Raw genomic sequence first — 13,722 nt, 5'->3', positions numbered from 1 at the left:
GGCGATCGTCGTCGGCGCCGGCCTGGCCGGTGCCGGGGTCGCGCGTGCGCTGGCGGCGCAAGGCGTCGCGGTCGAGGTGATCGAGCAGGCCGCTCAGCCCGCCAGCGCGACATCGGGCAACGCGGGCGGCCTGTTCCACGGCATCGTGCATGCCCACGACGGCGCGCACGCGCGCTGGCTGCGGGCGGCAGCGCTGCGCGCGCAGCAAGGGCTGCAGCCCTTGATCCGGTCCGGCGCATTGCCCGGCGGCTGCGGCCTGCTGCGTGGCGAGCGCGATCTGCCCCTGCACGCGATGCAGGCGTTGCTCGCAGCGCAGGCGCTGCCGGCCGACTGGGTGCAGGCGCTGCCAGCCGAGCAGGCGTCGGCACTCGCCGGGCTGCCCGTGCACGGCCCCGCCTGGCACTACCCCGGCGGCGGCTGGGTCGCGCCGGGCCTGCTCGTGCGGCAATGGCTCGCGAGCCCGGGCATCGCGGTGCGCACCGGCCAGACGGTGGCCGCGCTGCAGCGCGATGGCGGCGGCTGGCGCCTGCTGGACGCCGCCGGTCACGTCATCGCACGCAGCGAAGCGATCGTGCTGGCCAACAGCCACGATGCGATACGCCTGCTCGGGCCGCTGTGCCCCTGGGGTGAGAGACCCTGGCCGTGGCAATCGCTGCGGGGTCAGGTCAGCCTGCTGGCCGGCGTGCCGCAGCGTCTGCCGCTCGCTTTGGCCGATAGCGGCTATGCCCTTCAGCTGCCGGACGGCCGCGTCCTGTGCGGCGCGACCTCGCAGGCCGACGACGAGGAGCCCGCGCTGCGCGAAGCCGACCACCGCAGCAACCTCGCCACGCTGCAGCGCCTGACCGGCTGGGCGATCCACGGCGCCGCGATCAGCGGTCGCGTCGGCTGGCGCATGCAGACCGGCGACCGCCTGCCGCTGCTGGGCCCGGTGCCGCTGGCGCTTGCCGGCGCCGCCCGCGCGGGACAGCGCCTGGACCAGCCACGCTTCCTGCCGCGCGAGCGCGGCCTGTACATCGCCGCCGGTTACGGCTCGCGCGGCATCACGCATGCCGCGCTGGCCGGTGAACTGCTGGCGGCCACCGTCACCGGCGCGCCCGTGCCGGCGCCGGCCAGCCTCGTCGACGCACTGGACCCGGCCCGCTTCGCGGTGCGGATCAGTCGAAAGTCAGCGTCCTGACGCCCTGCTCGGTGCCCAGCAGGCACACGCGGGCGCGATGGCGGGCGAAGATGCCCACGGTCACGATGCCGGGCCACTGGTTCAGCTCGGTCTCCATCGCCAGCGGATCGGTGATGCGCAGGCCGCGCACGTCCAGGATCTGGTTGCCGTTGTCGGTGACCACGCCTTCGCGCAGCGTCGCCTCGGCGCGATAGTTCGCGGCGAAGCGTCGGGCCACCTGGGCCGCGGCCATCGGGATCACCTCCACCGGCAGCGGATAGTTGCCCAGCACCGGCACCTGCTTCGACGCATCGGCGATGCAGACGAAGCGATCGCACAGGTCGGCGACGATCTTCTCGCGCGTCAGCGCCGCGCCGCCGCCCTTGATCATGTGACCGCGCGGATCGATCTCGTCGGCGCCGTCGATGTAGACCGGCAGGCGCTCGACCTCGGCCGCCTCGAAGACGCGGATGCCATGGGCCAGCAGCCGTTCGGTGCTCTTGACCGAGCTCGACACCGCGCCCAGCACCTGCTGCTTGATGCCGGCAAGCGCATCGATGAAATGGTTGACGGTGGAGCCGGTGCCCACGCCCACCACGGTGCCGGGCACCACGTAGTCGAGCGCGGCACGGCCGACCAATGCTTTGAGTTCGTCCTGGGTCATCGGCGCAAGCAAGAAGGAGAAGAAGGAAGGGGCTGACGGACAATCCGGCATTATGGCTTTCGTCCCCTATGCCCTCGCCCGCCCCTTCCTGTTCGGCCTGGATGCCGAGCGCGCCCATGAGCTGACGCTGGAATCCATTGCCGCGCTGCAGAACACGCCGGCGCAGTGCCTGTGGTCCAAGCCGCGGGTCGATGATCCGGTCACCGTGGCAGGCCTGAAGTTTCCGAACCGCGTGGGCCTGGCCGCCGGGCTCGACAAGAACGGCCGCTGCATCGACGGGCTGGGCGCGATGGGCTTCGGCTTCATCGAGGTGGGCACCGTCACGCCCAAGGCACAGCCGGGCAATCCGAAGCCGCGCATGTTCCGGCTGCCGCAGGCCGAGGCGCTGATCAACCGCCTGGGCTTCAACAACGAAGGCCTCGATGCCTTCCTCGCCAACGTGCAACGCGCCCACAGCTTCCGCGCGGCCGGCGGCATCCTGGGCCTGAACATCGGCAAGAACGCCAGCACGCCGATCGAGCGCGCGGTGGACGACTATCTGCTCGGCCTGGCCGGCGTCTATCCGCATGCCGACTACGTGACCGTCAACATCTCCAGCCCCAACACGCAGAACCTGCGCGCGCTGCAGAGCGACGAGGCGCTCGACGCCCTGCTCCAGGCGCTGCAGGCGCGGCGCAAGGCGCTGGCGCGCCAGCACAAGCGCGTGGTGCCGATGTTCGTGAAGATCGCGCCCGACCTCGATGCCACGCAGGTCGGTGTCATCGCCGCCAGCCTGCAGCGCCATGGCGTCGACGGCGTGATCGCCACCAACACCACCATCGCCCGCGCCGCGGTGCAGGGCCTGCCGCATGCGGACGAGACCGGTGGCCTCTCGGGCGCGCCGGTGCGCGAGGCCAGCAACCGCGTGATCGCGCAGCTGCGCGGCGCGCTCGGCCCGGAGTTCCCGATCATCGGCGTCGGCGGCGTGATGAGTGCGGCCGATGCGCGCGCCAAGCGCGAGGCCGGTGCCGACCTGGTGCAGGTCTACACCGGCCTGATCTATCGCGGGCCGGCGCTGGTGCCGGCCTGCGCGGCGGCTCTGGCGCAGCGCTGACCGGCGGCCCGCCTGCGCGCGCTGGCGCGAGCGTGACTTTGTGCCAGCCCCGCTGTGGGGCGGTCTCGATTGCGCGATCAGGTGTCCGCGCACCGGGTCGACATCAGGATGTCGCGTGCCCGATCCGGATCCCCGCTTGAACGCCCCGTCGGAAGCCTTTCTGCAGACCCATCCCTTCGCGGCGTTGACCCTTGCCAACGCCTGCGCCGCGCCGTTGGAGGCACTGGCGCCGCACCAGCAGCTGATCCGGCGCGAGCTGCAGCAGGGAGGCTCGCTGCAGGCCGGCAACGGTGTGGATCACCGCGCGCTGCAGCACGGACTGGCGACGCTGCTGGACAGCCCGGCCGATCCGCTGTGCGACCTGCTGCGACCCTGCGCCAAGGCCCTGGTGGAAGGCGTGCAGGCGCTGCCGCTGCACCCGGTGGTGTGCCTGTTGCTGGGGTCTGCCCAGGCCGGCATGCCCGCGAGCTACCAGCATGCGCTGCGCGCCATGGCGCTGGCCGGCGCCCTGGCCTGGCATGCCAGAGCGCCGGCGGCGCTACTGCCCCGCGCGATGCTCGTCGGCCTGGTGCACGACATCGGCGAGATGTACGTGAACCCCGAGTACCTGCGTGCCGGTCGCCAGCTCGACCTGGTCGAGTACCGCCAGCTCGCGGCGCACCCCCATGTGGGCGCGATGCTGCTGACCCAGCTGACCGACTACCCGGCCGAGATCGCACGCGCCGTGTGCGAACACCATGAACGGCTCGATGGCACCGGCTACCCGTTCCAGCTGCTCGGCACGGCCATCTCGCCGCTGGGCCAGCTGATGGCGGTGGCCGAGCTGGCGCTGGGCATCGTCGACGCGCGGCCGCATGCCGCCGAACGCGCGAGCTTTGCGCTGAAGTTCGTGCCGGGCGAGTTGTCCGGCCTGTGGGCCGGGCCGATCACGCACTGGGCCGATCAGCAACCGCGGACGGACGAAGCCGTCCTGCAGGCGCCGATGCTGGCCGAGCTGGGTCCGCTCGACGAGGCATTGCCGCACCTGCAGGCGCTGGCCGAACGGCTGAGCGATCAGCTCGACGGCGCCGCCCAGCGCGTGGCGCAGCGCGTGGTGCATCGCCTGCACCGGCTGCGCATCGCATGGAATGCGATGGGCCTGTGGTCGCTGCCGGCCGCCGCGATCGAGCCGCAGGAGCGCTTCGACATCGCGCTGGCGACGCGCGAACTGCGCTACCGCATCAGCACCGTCGGCCGCGACTGCCTGTGGCCCGAGGCCGACCTGCGCGTGCAGGCCGATGCGCGGCTGGTGCCGCTGTGGCTGGCCTTGTCCAAGGCCAGCCAGCCGGCGCGCTGAAAGGCGCCGGAGGCGCTAACGCCTCAATGGAGCGGCACGCCGGTCTTGCTCTGCAGCTCCTCGCGCGTCACCCCGGGCGCCATCTCGACGACCTTCAGGCCTTCGGGCGTCACGTCCATCACCGCCAGGTCGGTGATGATGCGGTTGACCACGCCGATGCCGGTGAGCGGCAGCGTGCACTTGGGCAGGATCTTCAGGTCGAAGCCGCCGTCCTTGCGGCGCGCCACATGCTCCATCAGCACCAGCACGCGCGAGACACCGGCCACCAGGTCCATCGCGCCGCCCATGCCCTTGACCATCTTGCCGGGGATCATCCAGTTGGCGATGTCGCCCTTGTCGGTCACCTGCATCGAACCCAGGATCGACAGGTTGATCTTGCCGCCGCGGATCATCGCGAAGCTCTCGTGCGAGCCGAAGATCGACGAGCCGGGAATGGTGGTGACGGTCTGCTTGCCGGCGTTGATCAGGTCGGGGTCGACTTCGTCCTCGGTCGGGAACGGGCCGATGCCGAGCATGCCGTTCTCGCTTTGCAGCCAGACCTCGATGTCGGGCGAGACGAAGTTCGCCACCAGCGTGGGCAGGCCGATGCCGAGGTTGACGTAGAAGCCGTCCTGCAGCTCTTGGGCCGCCCGCGCGGCCATCTCATCATGGGTCCAGGGCATGGTCAGGCTCCCGCTTTCTCGGTCGACTTTTCGGAGATCGTGCGCTTCTCGATGCGCTTCTCGGGCGTGGCGTTGAGCACCAGGCGATTCACGTAGATGCCGGGCAGATGCACCGCATCGGGATCGAAGGTGCCGGTCTCGACGATCTCCTCGACCTCGACCACGCTGATCTTGCCGGCCATGATCACCGCCGGGTTGAAGTTGCGCGCGGTGCGGCGGAAGATCAGGTTGCCGCTCTTGTCGGCCTTCCAGGCCTTGCCCAGCGACACCGCGGGCGTGAGCGAGCGTTCCATCACGTAGGTGTGACCGTCGAACTCGCGCAGCTCCTTGCCTTCGGCCACCAGCGTGCCGACACCGGTGCGCGTGAAGAAGGCCGGGATGCCGGCACCGCCGGCGCGCAGCTTCTCGGCCAGCGTGCCCTGCGGCGTGAACTCCAGCTCCAGCTCGTCGGCCAGGTACTGGCGCTCGAACTCCTTGTTCTCGCCGACGTAGCTGGAGATCATCTTCTTGATCTGCCGCGTCTCGAGCAGCTTGCCAAGGCCGAAGCCATCGACCCCGGCGTTGTTCGAGATCACCGTCAGGTTCTTGACGCCGCTGGCCTGCAGCGCCGCAATCAGGGCTTCGGGAATGCCGCAGAGGCCGAAGCCACCGACGGCCATCAGCTGGCCGTCCTGGACGATGCCTTGCAGCGCGGCGGCTGCACTGGGATAGATCTTGTTCATGCCACGCGAACCTGTCTCTGGGGATCGCCTAAATGACGACGCTGACGCCCCCGCCGATCGAGCTGGACTACCGCATCGCCTTCGACCAGGCGCCCATCGGCCTGGTGCTCTCGCGACAGCGCCAGATCGTCGACTGCAACCAGCACCTGCTGGCGATGTTCGGCGCCGCGCGCGAGCAGCTGATCGGCCAGTCCTTCGCCGTGCTGTACCCCACGTCCGACGAGTTCGAGCGCGCCGGCGACCGCATCACTGCCAGCCTGGATGCGCAAGGCCGCTACGCCGACGAGCGGGTGATGAAGCGCGTGGACGGCCCGACTCGCGGCGAGCTGTTCTGGTGCCACGTCACCGGCCGCGCACTGGACCCGCGGCATCCGCATGCCGCCGGCATCTGGGCCTTCGAGGACCTCTCGTCGCGGCGCAAGCTGCGGGTGGAGTTCACCGCACGCGAACGCGAGATCGCGGCGCTGCTGATCGACGGCCTGACCAGCAAGCAGATCGGCAAGCGCTTGGCCATCAGCCCGCGCACCGTCGATGTCTACCGCGCGCGGCTGATGCGCAAGGTGGGCGCGGCGACGACGCCGGAGCTGGTCAACAAGCTGCTGGCGGGATGAAGCCTCCGAGGCCCGGCCTGCTCACTTCGTGAACATCGCGCGGATGTCGTCCGGCAGCGGCACCGACTTCTGCAGGCGGAAATTGGTCCACACCACGGTGGCGCCGCCGCTGGCATACACCACGCCGGGATCGTCGCTGCGCTCCAGCGTCGCGTAGGTGTCCATCGTGCTGCGGCCGAGGGCGCCGACGTAGTGCTTCGCGATCACCTCGCCCGGGTACTCGAGCTGGCGGATGAAGCTGCAGAACGCGTTGATGATCACCGGGCCGATGCCATCGGCGTCGGGCAGGCAGCCGATGCTGCGAAACCAGTCGATGCGCAGCGTCTCGAGGTAGCGGAAGTAGACCGTGTTGTTGACATGGCCCATCGCGTCCATGTCGCCCCAGCGGATGGGGATGCGCATCTCGTAGGTGAGCGTCTTGTCGTCGGGCAGGTCGAATCGCATCGTGCGGCGCGGCGTCAGGGGGTGGCGGGATCGATGCCCAGCTCGCCGGCCATGCGCAGCACCAGCGCGCGCAGGTTGGCCAGTTCGTCGGACTGGCGCGCCAGCTCGGCCTTCAGCGCCACCAGCTCGCCCACCGTGATGGGGTCTTCGTCCGTGCCGGTGGCCGGCAGGCCGCCAGCGGGCATCTGCACCTCACCGCACAGCATGTGAGCCCAGCGCGCCTCGCGCGCACCGGGCGCGCGTGGCAGCAGCACAGCGCGCGGCGGAAAGCGCTCGGCCAGTTCGTTGAGGAAGCCCTCGACCGACGAGGTGTCCGCAAAGCGGTGCAGTCGCTCGCAGTTGGCGCGCAGCTCGGCCACAGTCTGCGGGCCGCGCAGCATGAGCACCGCCAGCAGCGCCGTGGCCTGGCTCGGCACCGCGATGCCGCGCGTCATGTTGTGCTCGTAGCGCGTCACGCGGCTGCTGCTGCCCTCGAACACGAGGCTCAGGCTCTTGAGCCCGTCGATCGCGGCCAGCACGTCCGATTCGCTCAGGTTCATCACCGGCTCGCGCGCCGTCTTCTGGTTGCAGCCGGCCACCAGCGCGTTCAGCGACAGCGGGTAGGTGTCCGGCACCGTGGCCTGCTTCTCGACCAGCACGCCCAGCACACGGGCTTCGACCGGGGTCAGCGCTCGCATGTCAGCGCCGCCCGGCCGCCCGAAGGCGCTGACGCGCCCCCTCGGGGGGCAGCGAACTCAGTGAGCGTGGGGGCCTCATCGTGGTTCAGATTCCGAAGCCATCGTCTGCCGCCAGCACCGCCCCGTTGATGAAGCGGCTCTCGTTCGCGCACAGCATCATCAGCGCGGCGTCCAGGTCCTTCGGCTCGCCGATGCGCTTGCGCGGCGTCATGCCGATCAGCTTCTGGCCGGCCTCGGTCTGCCAGTGGTGGTGGTTGATCTCGGTGTCGATGTAGCCCGGGCACAGCGCGTTCACGTTGATGCCGAACTTGCCCCACTCCAGCGCCATCGCGCGGGTCATGTGGATCACCGCAGCCTTGCTCATCGCGTAGACGCCGATCTGGCCCAGCGGCCGCAGCCCGGCCATCGATGCGACGTTGACGATGCGCCCGCCGGTGAAGGTGCCCGGCGCCGCGCCGCGCGAGCGCGCGATCATGCGCTTGCCCACTTCCTGCGCGACGAAGAAGGCGCCGCGCGTGTTGGTGTCCATCACGAAGTCGAAGTCGTCGGGCGTCACGTCCACCAGCTTCTGCGTGGTGCTGACGCCCGAGTTGTTGACCAGGATGTCGATCGTGCCCATCTCGGTCTCGGCGTGCGCCACCGCGGCCTTGATGCTGTCGGGGTCGGTGACGTCGAGTGCCACCACATGCGCGTCGCCACCGTCGGCTTCGAGTTCGGCGCGCAGCGTCTTCAGCCGCTCGATGCGGCGTGCTGCCAGCACCACGCCGGCCCCGGCCGCGCTGAGCGTGCGCGCGAATTGCGCGCCCAGGCCACTGGACGCGCCGGTGACGAAGGCCACGCGGCCGGAAAGATCGATGCTGTAGCTCATGGTGCTGTCACGGCAGGCTGGAGGGAGAGCGGGCACGATAGCACGCAGTCGTGACCCGCCAACGCCCGCGCAACTGAGCCGCGGACGACAGTCGGCGCGGCCGCATGCATGGCAGCATGCGGGGCATCGCACAAAAAAGCACGATCGTTCTATTTTGTGGTCGACGCAAGTAGAATCCTGCCCGCTCGACATCGCTCCCCTCCCTCATCACAAAGCCTGGACAAGACCATGACCCCACAGGAGATCCTCGACCAATACGGCCCGCGCGAGTCGATGGAATACGACGTCGTCATCGTTGGCGGCGGACCCGGCGGCATGGCCACGGCGATCCGGCTCAAGCAGCTGGCCGCGGCCGCAGGCAAGGAGCTCTCGGTGGTGGTGCTGGAGAAGGGCTCGGAGCCCGGCGCGCACACCTTGTCCGGCGCGGTGATGGACCCGATCGCGATCAACGAGCTGTTCCCTGACTGGCAGGAGCGCGGCGCACCGCTGAACCAGCCGGTCACCGACGACCAGATCCTGTTCCTCGGCGCCGACGGCGGCACCGCCACCACACCCGCCTGGCTGGTGCCGGACTGCTTCCACAACCACGGCAACTACGTCGTTGCACTCGGCACGGTGGTCAAGTGGCTGGGCGAACAGGCCGAGGCGCTGGGCGTCGAGGTCTTCCCCGGCTTCGCCGCAGCGGAGGTGCTGTACGACGACAAGGGCGCGGTGCGCGGCGTGGCCACCGGCAACATGGGGATCGGCAAGGACGGCCAGCCGGGCGACAACTTCCAGCTCGGCATGGAACTGCTGGGCAAGTACACGGTGTTCGCCGAAGGTGCGCGCGGCCACCTCGGCAAGCAGGTGATCGCGAAGTTCAGGCTCGACGAGGGCCGCGACGCGCAGACCTTCGCCATCGGCGTCAAGGAGCTCTGGGAAGTGCCGGCCGACAAGGCCAGGCCCGGCCTGGTGGTGCACACCGCCGGCTGGCCGATGGTGGACGATACCTTTGGCGGCGGCTTCCTCTACCACCTGGAAGGCAACAAGGTCACGTTGGGCTTCGTCATCGGGCTGGACTACCAGAACCCGTGGATGAGCCCGTTCGAGGAGATGCAGCGCTGGAAGACGCACCCGGCCATCCGCCAGCACCTCGAAGGCGGCAAGCGCCTGAGCTACGGTGCGCGCGCCATCAACAACGGCGGCCTGCAGTCGCTGCCCAAGACCGTGTTCCCGGGCGGCGCATTGATCGGCTGCGACGCCGGCTACCTGAACGCCTCGCGCATCAAGGGCAGCCATGCGGCCATCAAGACCGGCATGCTGTGCGCCGAGGCCGCCTTCGAAGCCGTGATGGCGGGCCGCTCACATGACGAGCTATCGGCCTACCCCAAGGCCTTCGAAGCCAGCTGGCTCTACAAGGAACTCGAGCGCACGAAGAACTTCAAGCTCTGGTTCAAGCACGGCAAGCTGGTCGGCAACCTGATGACCGGCATCGAGCAGTGGCTGCTGCCCAAGCTGGGCATCCAGGCGCCGCCGTGGACGCTGCATTCGACCCGGCGCGACCACCAGTCGCTGCTGCCGGCGGCAGCGTGCGCGCCGATCGAGTACCCCAAGCCCGACGGCAAGCTCACCTTCGACCGGCTCTCGTCGGTGTTCGTCAGCAACACCAACCACGAGGAGAACCAGCCCGCGCACCTGACGCTGAAGGACGCCAGCGTGCCGGTGGCGCTGAACCTGGCCAAGTACGCCGGCCCGGAAAGCCGCTACTGCCCGGCCGGCGTCTACGAGTTCGTCAAGAACGACGATGGCAGCGACCGCCTGCAGATCAACGCGCAGAACTGCGTGCACTGCAAGACCTGCGACATCAAGGATCCCTCGCAGAACATCGTCTGGGTCACGCCCGAAGGCGGCGGCGGGCCGAACTACGCGGGCATGTGACCTGCAGGCGGGCATGAAGGCAAGGCGCGCACGCGCGGCGGCTCTCGGCGCCGCATGGCTTCTCGGCGCCACCGGCGCGCTGGCGCAGGTGCCGGGCTTGACGCTCGAATCGCTGCCGCGCCCCAGCGCGCCGCCGCCCGAGGCGGGGCCGGTGGTGCCCTCGCAGGTGCTGCGCTGGCGCGAGGAGGCGCTGCGCTACGAATACGGCAGCGACGGCATGCCGCGCGACCCGGTCAAGGCCGCGCAGCTGTACTGCCGCGCCGCGCGCTACGGGGATGCCGAGTCCCAGTACAACCTGGCCTGGATGCTGACCAATGCCCGCGGCATCGAGCGCGACGATGCGCAGGCCGCGCACCTGTTCGCCGCCGCCGCCGAGCAGGGCATGGCCCAGGCGCAGAACATGCTGGCCAGCATGGGCACGCCGCTGGGTGCACCGCCGCCCTGCCTGCGCCCGCCGGAGTCCGATCCGCTGCCGCTGGCCGCCGCGGCGCCGCCGCCCAGGCCGCTCGGCAAGCCGGCTGCCGGGCCGCTCGCGCCCGGCATGGCCGGCGCCGGCCCCATCACGCAACGGTGGAACGCGCTGCCCACGCCGCCCAACGCCCCGCCGCAGATCACCCGCTTCGTCAGCCTGGTGGCGCCCGAGTACCAGCTCGCGCCGCAGCTGGTGCTGGCGGTGATGGCCACCGAATCGAACTTCGACCCGCTGGCCGTCTCGCCGAAGAATGCGCAGGGGCTGATGCAGCTGATCCCCGACACCGCCGCGCGCTTCCAGGTGCGCAAGCTCAGCGACCCGACGCAGAACATCCGCGGCGGCATGGCCTACCTGCGCTGGCTGCTGGCCTACTTCGAAGGCGATGTCGCGCTGGCGCTGGCCGCGTACAACGCGGGCGAGAAGGCGGTCGACCGCTACCGTGGCGTGCCGCCCTACGCCGAGACGCGCATGTACGTGCGGCGCATCCTGGCCGCGCTGGGCGGCCAGCGCTGGCATCCGTTCGACCCGAAGGTCACCGCCCCTTCCGAGATGCTCTCGCTGCTGCGCGGGTCCCAGGCCGCGCGCTGACACAATGTCGGCTTCCCAGCTTGGTGAGGATGCCGACGATGAAGACCCGTGCTGCCGTGGCCTGGAAGGCCGGCGCTCCCTTGACCATCGAGACCGTCGAGCTCGAAGGCCCGCGTGACGGCGAGGTGCTGGTCGAGGTCAAGGCCACCGGCATCTGCCACACCGACTGGTACACACTGTCCGGCGCCGACCCCGAAGGCCTGTTCCCCGCCATCCTCGGCCATGAAGGCGCCGGCGTCGTGCTCGAGAGCAAGGTGCCCTGGCTGAAGCCCGGCGACCACGTCATCCCGCTGTACACGCCGGAATGCCGGCAGTGCAAGTTCTGCCTGTCGCGCAAGACCAACCTGTGCCAGGCCATCCGCGCCACGCAGGGCAAGGGCCTGATGCCCGACGGCTCGTCGCGCTTCTCGCTGGACGGCAAGCCGCTGCTGCACTACATGGGCACCAGCACCTTCGCCAACCACATCGTGGTGCCCGGCATCGCGCTGGCCAAGATCCGGCCCGACGCGCCGTTCGACAAGGTTTGCTACATCGGTTGCGGCGTCACCACCGGCGTCGGCGCGGTGCTGTTCACCGCCAAGGTCGAGGCCGGCGCCAACGTCGCGGTGTTCGGCCTCGGCGGCATCGGGCTGAACGTGATCCAGGGCGCGAAGATGGTCGGCGCCGACAAGATCATCGGCATCGACCTCAACCCGGCCCGCGAGGCGATGGCGCGCAAGTTCGGCATGACGCACTTCCTGAATCCGAAGGACCATCCGAACATCGTCGACGCCATCGTGCAGCTCACCGACGGCGGCGCCGACTACAGCTTCGAATGCATCGGCAACACGCAGGTGATGCGCCAGGCGCTCGAATGCACGCACAAGGGCTGGGGCCGCAGCATCATCATCGGCGTGGCCGAGGCCGGCGCCGAGATCAGCACCCGGCCATTCCAGCTGGTCACCGGCCGCAAGTGGGAAGGCTCGGCCTTCGGCGGTGCGCGCGGCCGCACCGACGTGCCGAAGATCGTCGACTGGTACATGGACGGCAAGCTCAACATCGACGACCTGATCACGCACACGCTCACCTTGGACAATATCAACCAGGGTTTCGACTTGATGAAGAAAGGCGAATCCATCCGTTCCGTGGTGGTGTACTGACATGAGCAAGATCCCCGCAACCCTGATCCCCGGCGACGGCATCGGCCCCGAGATCGTCGACGCCACGCTGGCCGCGCTCGATGCGCTGGGCGCGCCCTTCGAGTGGGACCGCCAGGTCGCCGGCCTCGAAGGCGTGAAGACGGCCAACGACCCGCTGCCGCCGGCCACGCTGGCCAGCATCCGCCGCACCCGGCTGGCACTGAAGGGTCCGCTGGAAACGCCCTCGGGCGGCGGCTACCGCAGCTCCAACGTCCGGCTGCGCGAGGAGTTCAAGCTCTTCGCCAACCTGCGCCCGGCCAAGACCATCATCCCCGGCGGCCGCTACGACAACATCGACCTGGTGGTGGTGCGCGAGAACCTCGAGGGCCTGTACATCGGCCACGAGCACTACGTGCAGATCGACGACGACCCGCACGCGGTGGCCATGGCCACCGGCATCAACACCCGCGCCGGCTGCCGCCACATCCTGGACTACGCCTTCGAGCACGCCATCGCGCTGGGCCGCAAGAAGGTGACCATCGTGCACAAGGCCAACATCATGAAGGCGCTGACCGGCATCTTCAAGGAAACGGCCGAGCAGCTGTACGAGGAGAAGTACAAGGGCCGGATCCAGATGGACACCATCATCGTCGACGCCTGCGCGATGAAGCTGGTGCTGAACCCCTGGCAGTTCGACGTGCTGGTCACGACCAACCTGTTCGGCGACATCCTGTCCGACCTGGTGGCGGGGCTGGTGGGCGGGCTGGGCATGGCACCGGGCGCCAACATCGGCGCCGATGCGGCCATCTTCGAAGCCGTGCACGGCTCGGCGCCGGACATCGCGGGCCAGGGCAAGGCCAACCCCACCGCGCTGCTGCTGGCCGCGGCGTTGATGCTCGACCACGTGAAACGCCAGGACCTGGGCGACCGCCTGCGCCGTGCCGTCGACCAGACGCTCAACCTCGACCAGGTGCGCACCGGCGACCTCGGCGGCAAGGCCAGCACCAGCGAGTTCACCCGCGCGCTGGTGGCCCGCATCCAGGCCGGCGGCTAACGCTCCAGTTCAGCGGCCAGGCGCTGCGCGAGCCGCATCAGCGCATCGTTGAGCGCCTGGGCCTGCGGCAGCTGGCCGGTCGGGTCGCCGCCGCCGAACAGCGTCTGCTCCAGCGCCTGCAGGCCCTGGTGCAGCTCATGCGCTCCGATGGTGGCGCAGGCGCCGCGCAGCGAATGGGTGGCATTGCGTGCCGCTTCGCTCTGGGCCGGATCCGCCAGCTGCAGCATCGCCGGCTCCCCGGACCGGTAGCGCTTGACGAAGCTCTGCAGCACGCGCTCCAGCGTGTGCACCTGCCCGCCCACGTTGCGCAGCGCACGCACCAGGTCGAAGCCCGCCACTT

Annotated in this window: 15 protein-coding genes; 8 read left to right on the top strand and 7 right to left on the bottom strand. The window is 69.7% G+C overall.

Translation table 11 applies throughout. The annotated features are described in order from the left end of the window. Positions 1-1,177 (top strand): FAD-dependent 5-carboxymethylaminomethyl-2-thiouridine(34) oxidoreductase MnmC (mnmC, locus tag ACILR4_RS28135; RefSeq protein WP_395704209.1); only part of this gene is annotated, 1,177 nt, incomplete at its 5' end. Here mnmC and rpiA read toward each other — a convergent pair. After that, positions 1,155-1,820, bottom strand: a complete 666-nt coding sequence (gene rpiA, locus ACILR4_RS28130; RefSeq protein ID WP_395704208.1) for a ribose-5-phosphate isomerase RpiA — start codon at positions 1,818-1,820, stop codon at positions 1,155-1,157. The genes mnmC and rpiA overlap by 23 nt on opposite strands. A gap of 52 nt (positions 1,821-1,872) precedes the next feature. Between rpiA and ACILR4_RS28125 the strand changes: the two genes are divergently transcribed. Continuing rightward, positions 1,873-2,913, top strand: a complete 1,041-nt coding sequence (locus tag ACILR4_RS28125) for a quinone-dependent dihydroorotate dehydrogenase (RefSeq protein WP_395704207.1) — start codon at positions 1,873-1,875, stop codon at positions 2,911-2,913. Positions 2,914-3,049: 136 nt separating this feature from the next. Next, positions 3,050-4,249: an HD-GYP domain-containing protein gene (locus ACILR4_RS28120; RefSeq protein ID WP_395704206.1), complete on the top strand. Its 1,200-nt coding sequence runs from the start codon at positions 3,050-3,052 to the stop codon at positions 4,247-4,249. A gap of 23 nt (positions 4,250-4,272) precedes the next feature. On the opposite strand, the gene ACILR4_RS28115 is transcribed toward ACILR4_RS28120, so the two are convergent. Together ACILR4_RS28115 and ACILR4_RS28110 are read right to left on the bottom strand one after the other, a co-directional pair. Beyond that, positions 4,273-4,911 (bottom strand): 3-oxoacid CoA-transferase subunit B, encoded by a 639-nt coding sequence (locus tag ACILR4_RS28115; protein WP_395704205.1) that lies wholly within the window; start codon positions 4,909-4,911, stop codon positions 4,273-4,275. A 2-nt stretch (positions 4,912-4,913) separates the two neighbouring features. Continuing rightward, positions 4,914-5,633: a CoA transferase subunit A gene (locus ACILR4_RS28110; RefSeq protein ID WP_395704204.1), complete on the bottom strand. Its 720-nt coding sequence runs from the start codon at positions 5,631-5,633 to the stop codon at positions 4,914-4,916. Between the two features lie 32 nt (positions 5,634-5,665). Between ACILR4_RS28110 and ACILR4_RS28105 the strand changes: the two genes are divergently transcribed. Then, positions 5,666-6,244 (top strand): LuxR C-terminal-related transcriptional regulator, encoded by a 579-nt coding sequence (locus ACILR4_RS28105; protein WP_395704203.1) that lies wholly within the window; start codon positions 5,666-5,668, stop codon positions 6,242-6,244. A gap of 21 nt (positions 6,245-6,265) precedes the next feature. On the opposite strand, the gene ACILR4_RS28100 is transcribed toward ACILR4_RS28105, so the two are convergent. From ACILR4_RS28100 to ACILR4_RS28090, 3 genes are all read right to left on the bottom strand, one after another. Continuing rightward, positions 6,266-6,688, bottom strand: coding sequence for an acyl-CoA thioesterase (locus ACILR4_RS28100; protein WP_395704202.1), 423 nt, complete (start codon positions 6,686-6,688; stop codon positions 6,266-6,268). A 14-nt stretch (positions 6,689-6,702) separates the two neighbouring features. Beyond that, a complete protein-coding gene (locus tag ACILR4_RS28095; RefSeq protein ID WP_395704201.1) occupies positions 6,703-7,365 on the bottom strand; it encodes a YceH family protein in 663 nt (220 codons plus the stop codon). A gap of 85 nt (positions 7,366-7,450) precedes the next feature. Next, entirely contained in the window at positions 7,451-8,233 is a 783-nt protein-coding gene (locus tag ACILR4_RS28090) for an SDR family oxidoreductase (RefSeq protein WP_395704200.1), read from the bottom strand. A gap of 228 nt (positions 8,234-8,461) precedes the next feature. Here ACILR4_RS28090 and ACILR4_RS28085 point away from each other — a divergent pair, with 228 nt between their 5' ends. Genes ACILR4_RS28085 through ACILR4_RS28070 form a run of 4 tightly spaced genes read left to right on the top strand, consistent with a single transcriptional unit; the run spans position 8,462 to position 13,382 of the window. After that, positions 8,462-10,150 (top strand): electron transfer flavoprotein-ubiquinone oxidoreductase, encoded by a 1,689-nt coding sequence (locus ACILR4_RS28085; RefSeq protein ID WP_395704199.1) that lies wholly within the window; start codon positions 8,462-8,464, stop codon positions 10,148-10,150. A gap of 13 nt (positions 10,151-10,163) precedes the next feature. Then, entirely contained in the window at positions 10,164-11,210 is a 1,047-nt protein-coding gene (locus tag ACILR4_RS28080; RefSeq protein ID WP_395704198.1) for a transglycosylase SLT domain-containing protein, read from the top strand. Between the two features lie 38 nt (positions 11,211-11,248). Beyond that, entirely contained in the window at positions 11,249-12,349 is a 1,101-nt protein-coding gene (locus ACILR4_RS28075) for an S-(hydroxymethyl)glutathione dehydrogenase/class III alcohol dehydrogenase (RefSeq protein WP_395704197.1), read from the top strand. A gap of 1 nt (position 12,350) precedes the next feature. Continuing rightward, complete coding sequence (locus ACILR4_RS28070) at positions 12,351-13,382, top strand: isocitrate/isopropylmalate dehydrogenase family protein (protein WP_395704196.1); 1,032 nt, start codon at positions 12,351-12,353, stop codon at positions 13,380-13,382. Here the strand turns inward: ACILR4_RS28070 and ACILR4_RS28065 are convergent. After that, the coding region (locus tag ACILR4_RS28065; protein ID WP_395704195.1) for an Hpt domain-containing protein at positions 13,379-13,722 on the bottom strand (344 nt) is incomplete at its 5' end. The two genes, ACILR4_RS28070 and ACILR4_RS28065, sit on opposite strands and share 4 nt — an antisense overlap.

Source organism: Aquabacterium sp. (assembly GCF_044226965.1).
In the GTDB taxonomy this organism is placed as follows: Bacteria; Pseudomonadota; Gammaproteobacteria; order Burkholderiales; family Burkholderiaceae_C; genus Pseudaquabacterium.
This window is presented reverse-complemented; position numbering and strand designations above follow the sequence as displayed.

What these genes read in the sequence shown, in the direction of transcription:
- rpiA (WP_395704208.1), bottom strand. Translation starts at nt 1,820, where the DNA reads ATGACCCAGGACGAACTCAAAGCATTGGTCGGCCGTGCCGCGCTCGAC.
- ACILR4_RS28125 (WP_395704207.1), top strand. Translation starts at nt 1,873, where the DNA reads ATGGCTTTCGTCCCCTATGCCCTCGCCCGCCCCTTCCTGTTCGGCCTG.
- ACILR4_RS28115 (WP_395704205.1), bottom strand. Translation starts at nt 4,911, where the DNA reads ATGCCCTGGACCCATGATGAGATGGCCGCGCGGGCGGCCCAAGAGCTG.
- ACILR4_RS28110 (WP_395704204.1), bottom strand. Translation starts at nt 5,633, where the DNA reads ATGAACAAGATCTATCCCAGTGCAGCCGCCGCGCTGCAAGGCATCGTC.
- ACILR4_RS28105 (WP_395704203.1), top strand. Translation starts at nt 5,666, where the DNA reads ATGACGACGCTGACGCCCCCGCCGATCGAGCTGGACTACCGCATCGCC.
- ACILR4_RS28100 (WP_395704202.1), bottom strand. Translation starts at nt 6,688, where the DNA reads ATGCGATTCGACCTGCCCGACGACAAGACGCTCACCTACGAGATGCGC.
- ACILR4_RS28095 (WP_395704201.1), bottom strand. Translation starts at nt 7,365, where the DNA reads ATGCGAGCGCTGACCCCGGTCGAAGCCCGTGTGCTGGGCGTGCTGGTC.
- ACILR4_RS28090 (WP_395704200.1), bottom strand. Translation starts at nt 8,233, where the DNA reads ATGAGCTACAGCATCGATCTTTCCGGCCGCGTGGCCTTCGTCACCGGC.
- ACILR4_RS28085 (WP_395704199.1), top strand. Translation starts at nt 8,462, where the DNA reads ATGACCCCACAGGAGATCCTCGACCAATACGGCCCGCGCGAGTCGATG.
- ACILR4_RS28080 (WP_395704198.1), top strand. Translation starts at nt 10,164, where the DNA reads ATGAAGGCAAGGCGCGCACGCGCGGCGGCTCTCGGCGCCGCATGGCTT.
- ACILR4_RS28075 (WP_395704197.1), top strand. Translation starts at nt 11,249, where the DNA reads ATGAAGACCCGTGCTGCCGTGGCCTGGAAGGCCGGCGCTCCCTTGACC.
- ACILR4_RS28070 (WP_395704196.1), top strand. Translation starts at nt 12,351, where the DNA reads ATGAGCAAGATCCCCGCAACCCTGATCCCCGGCGACGGCATCGGCCCC.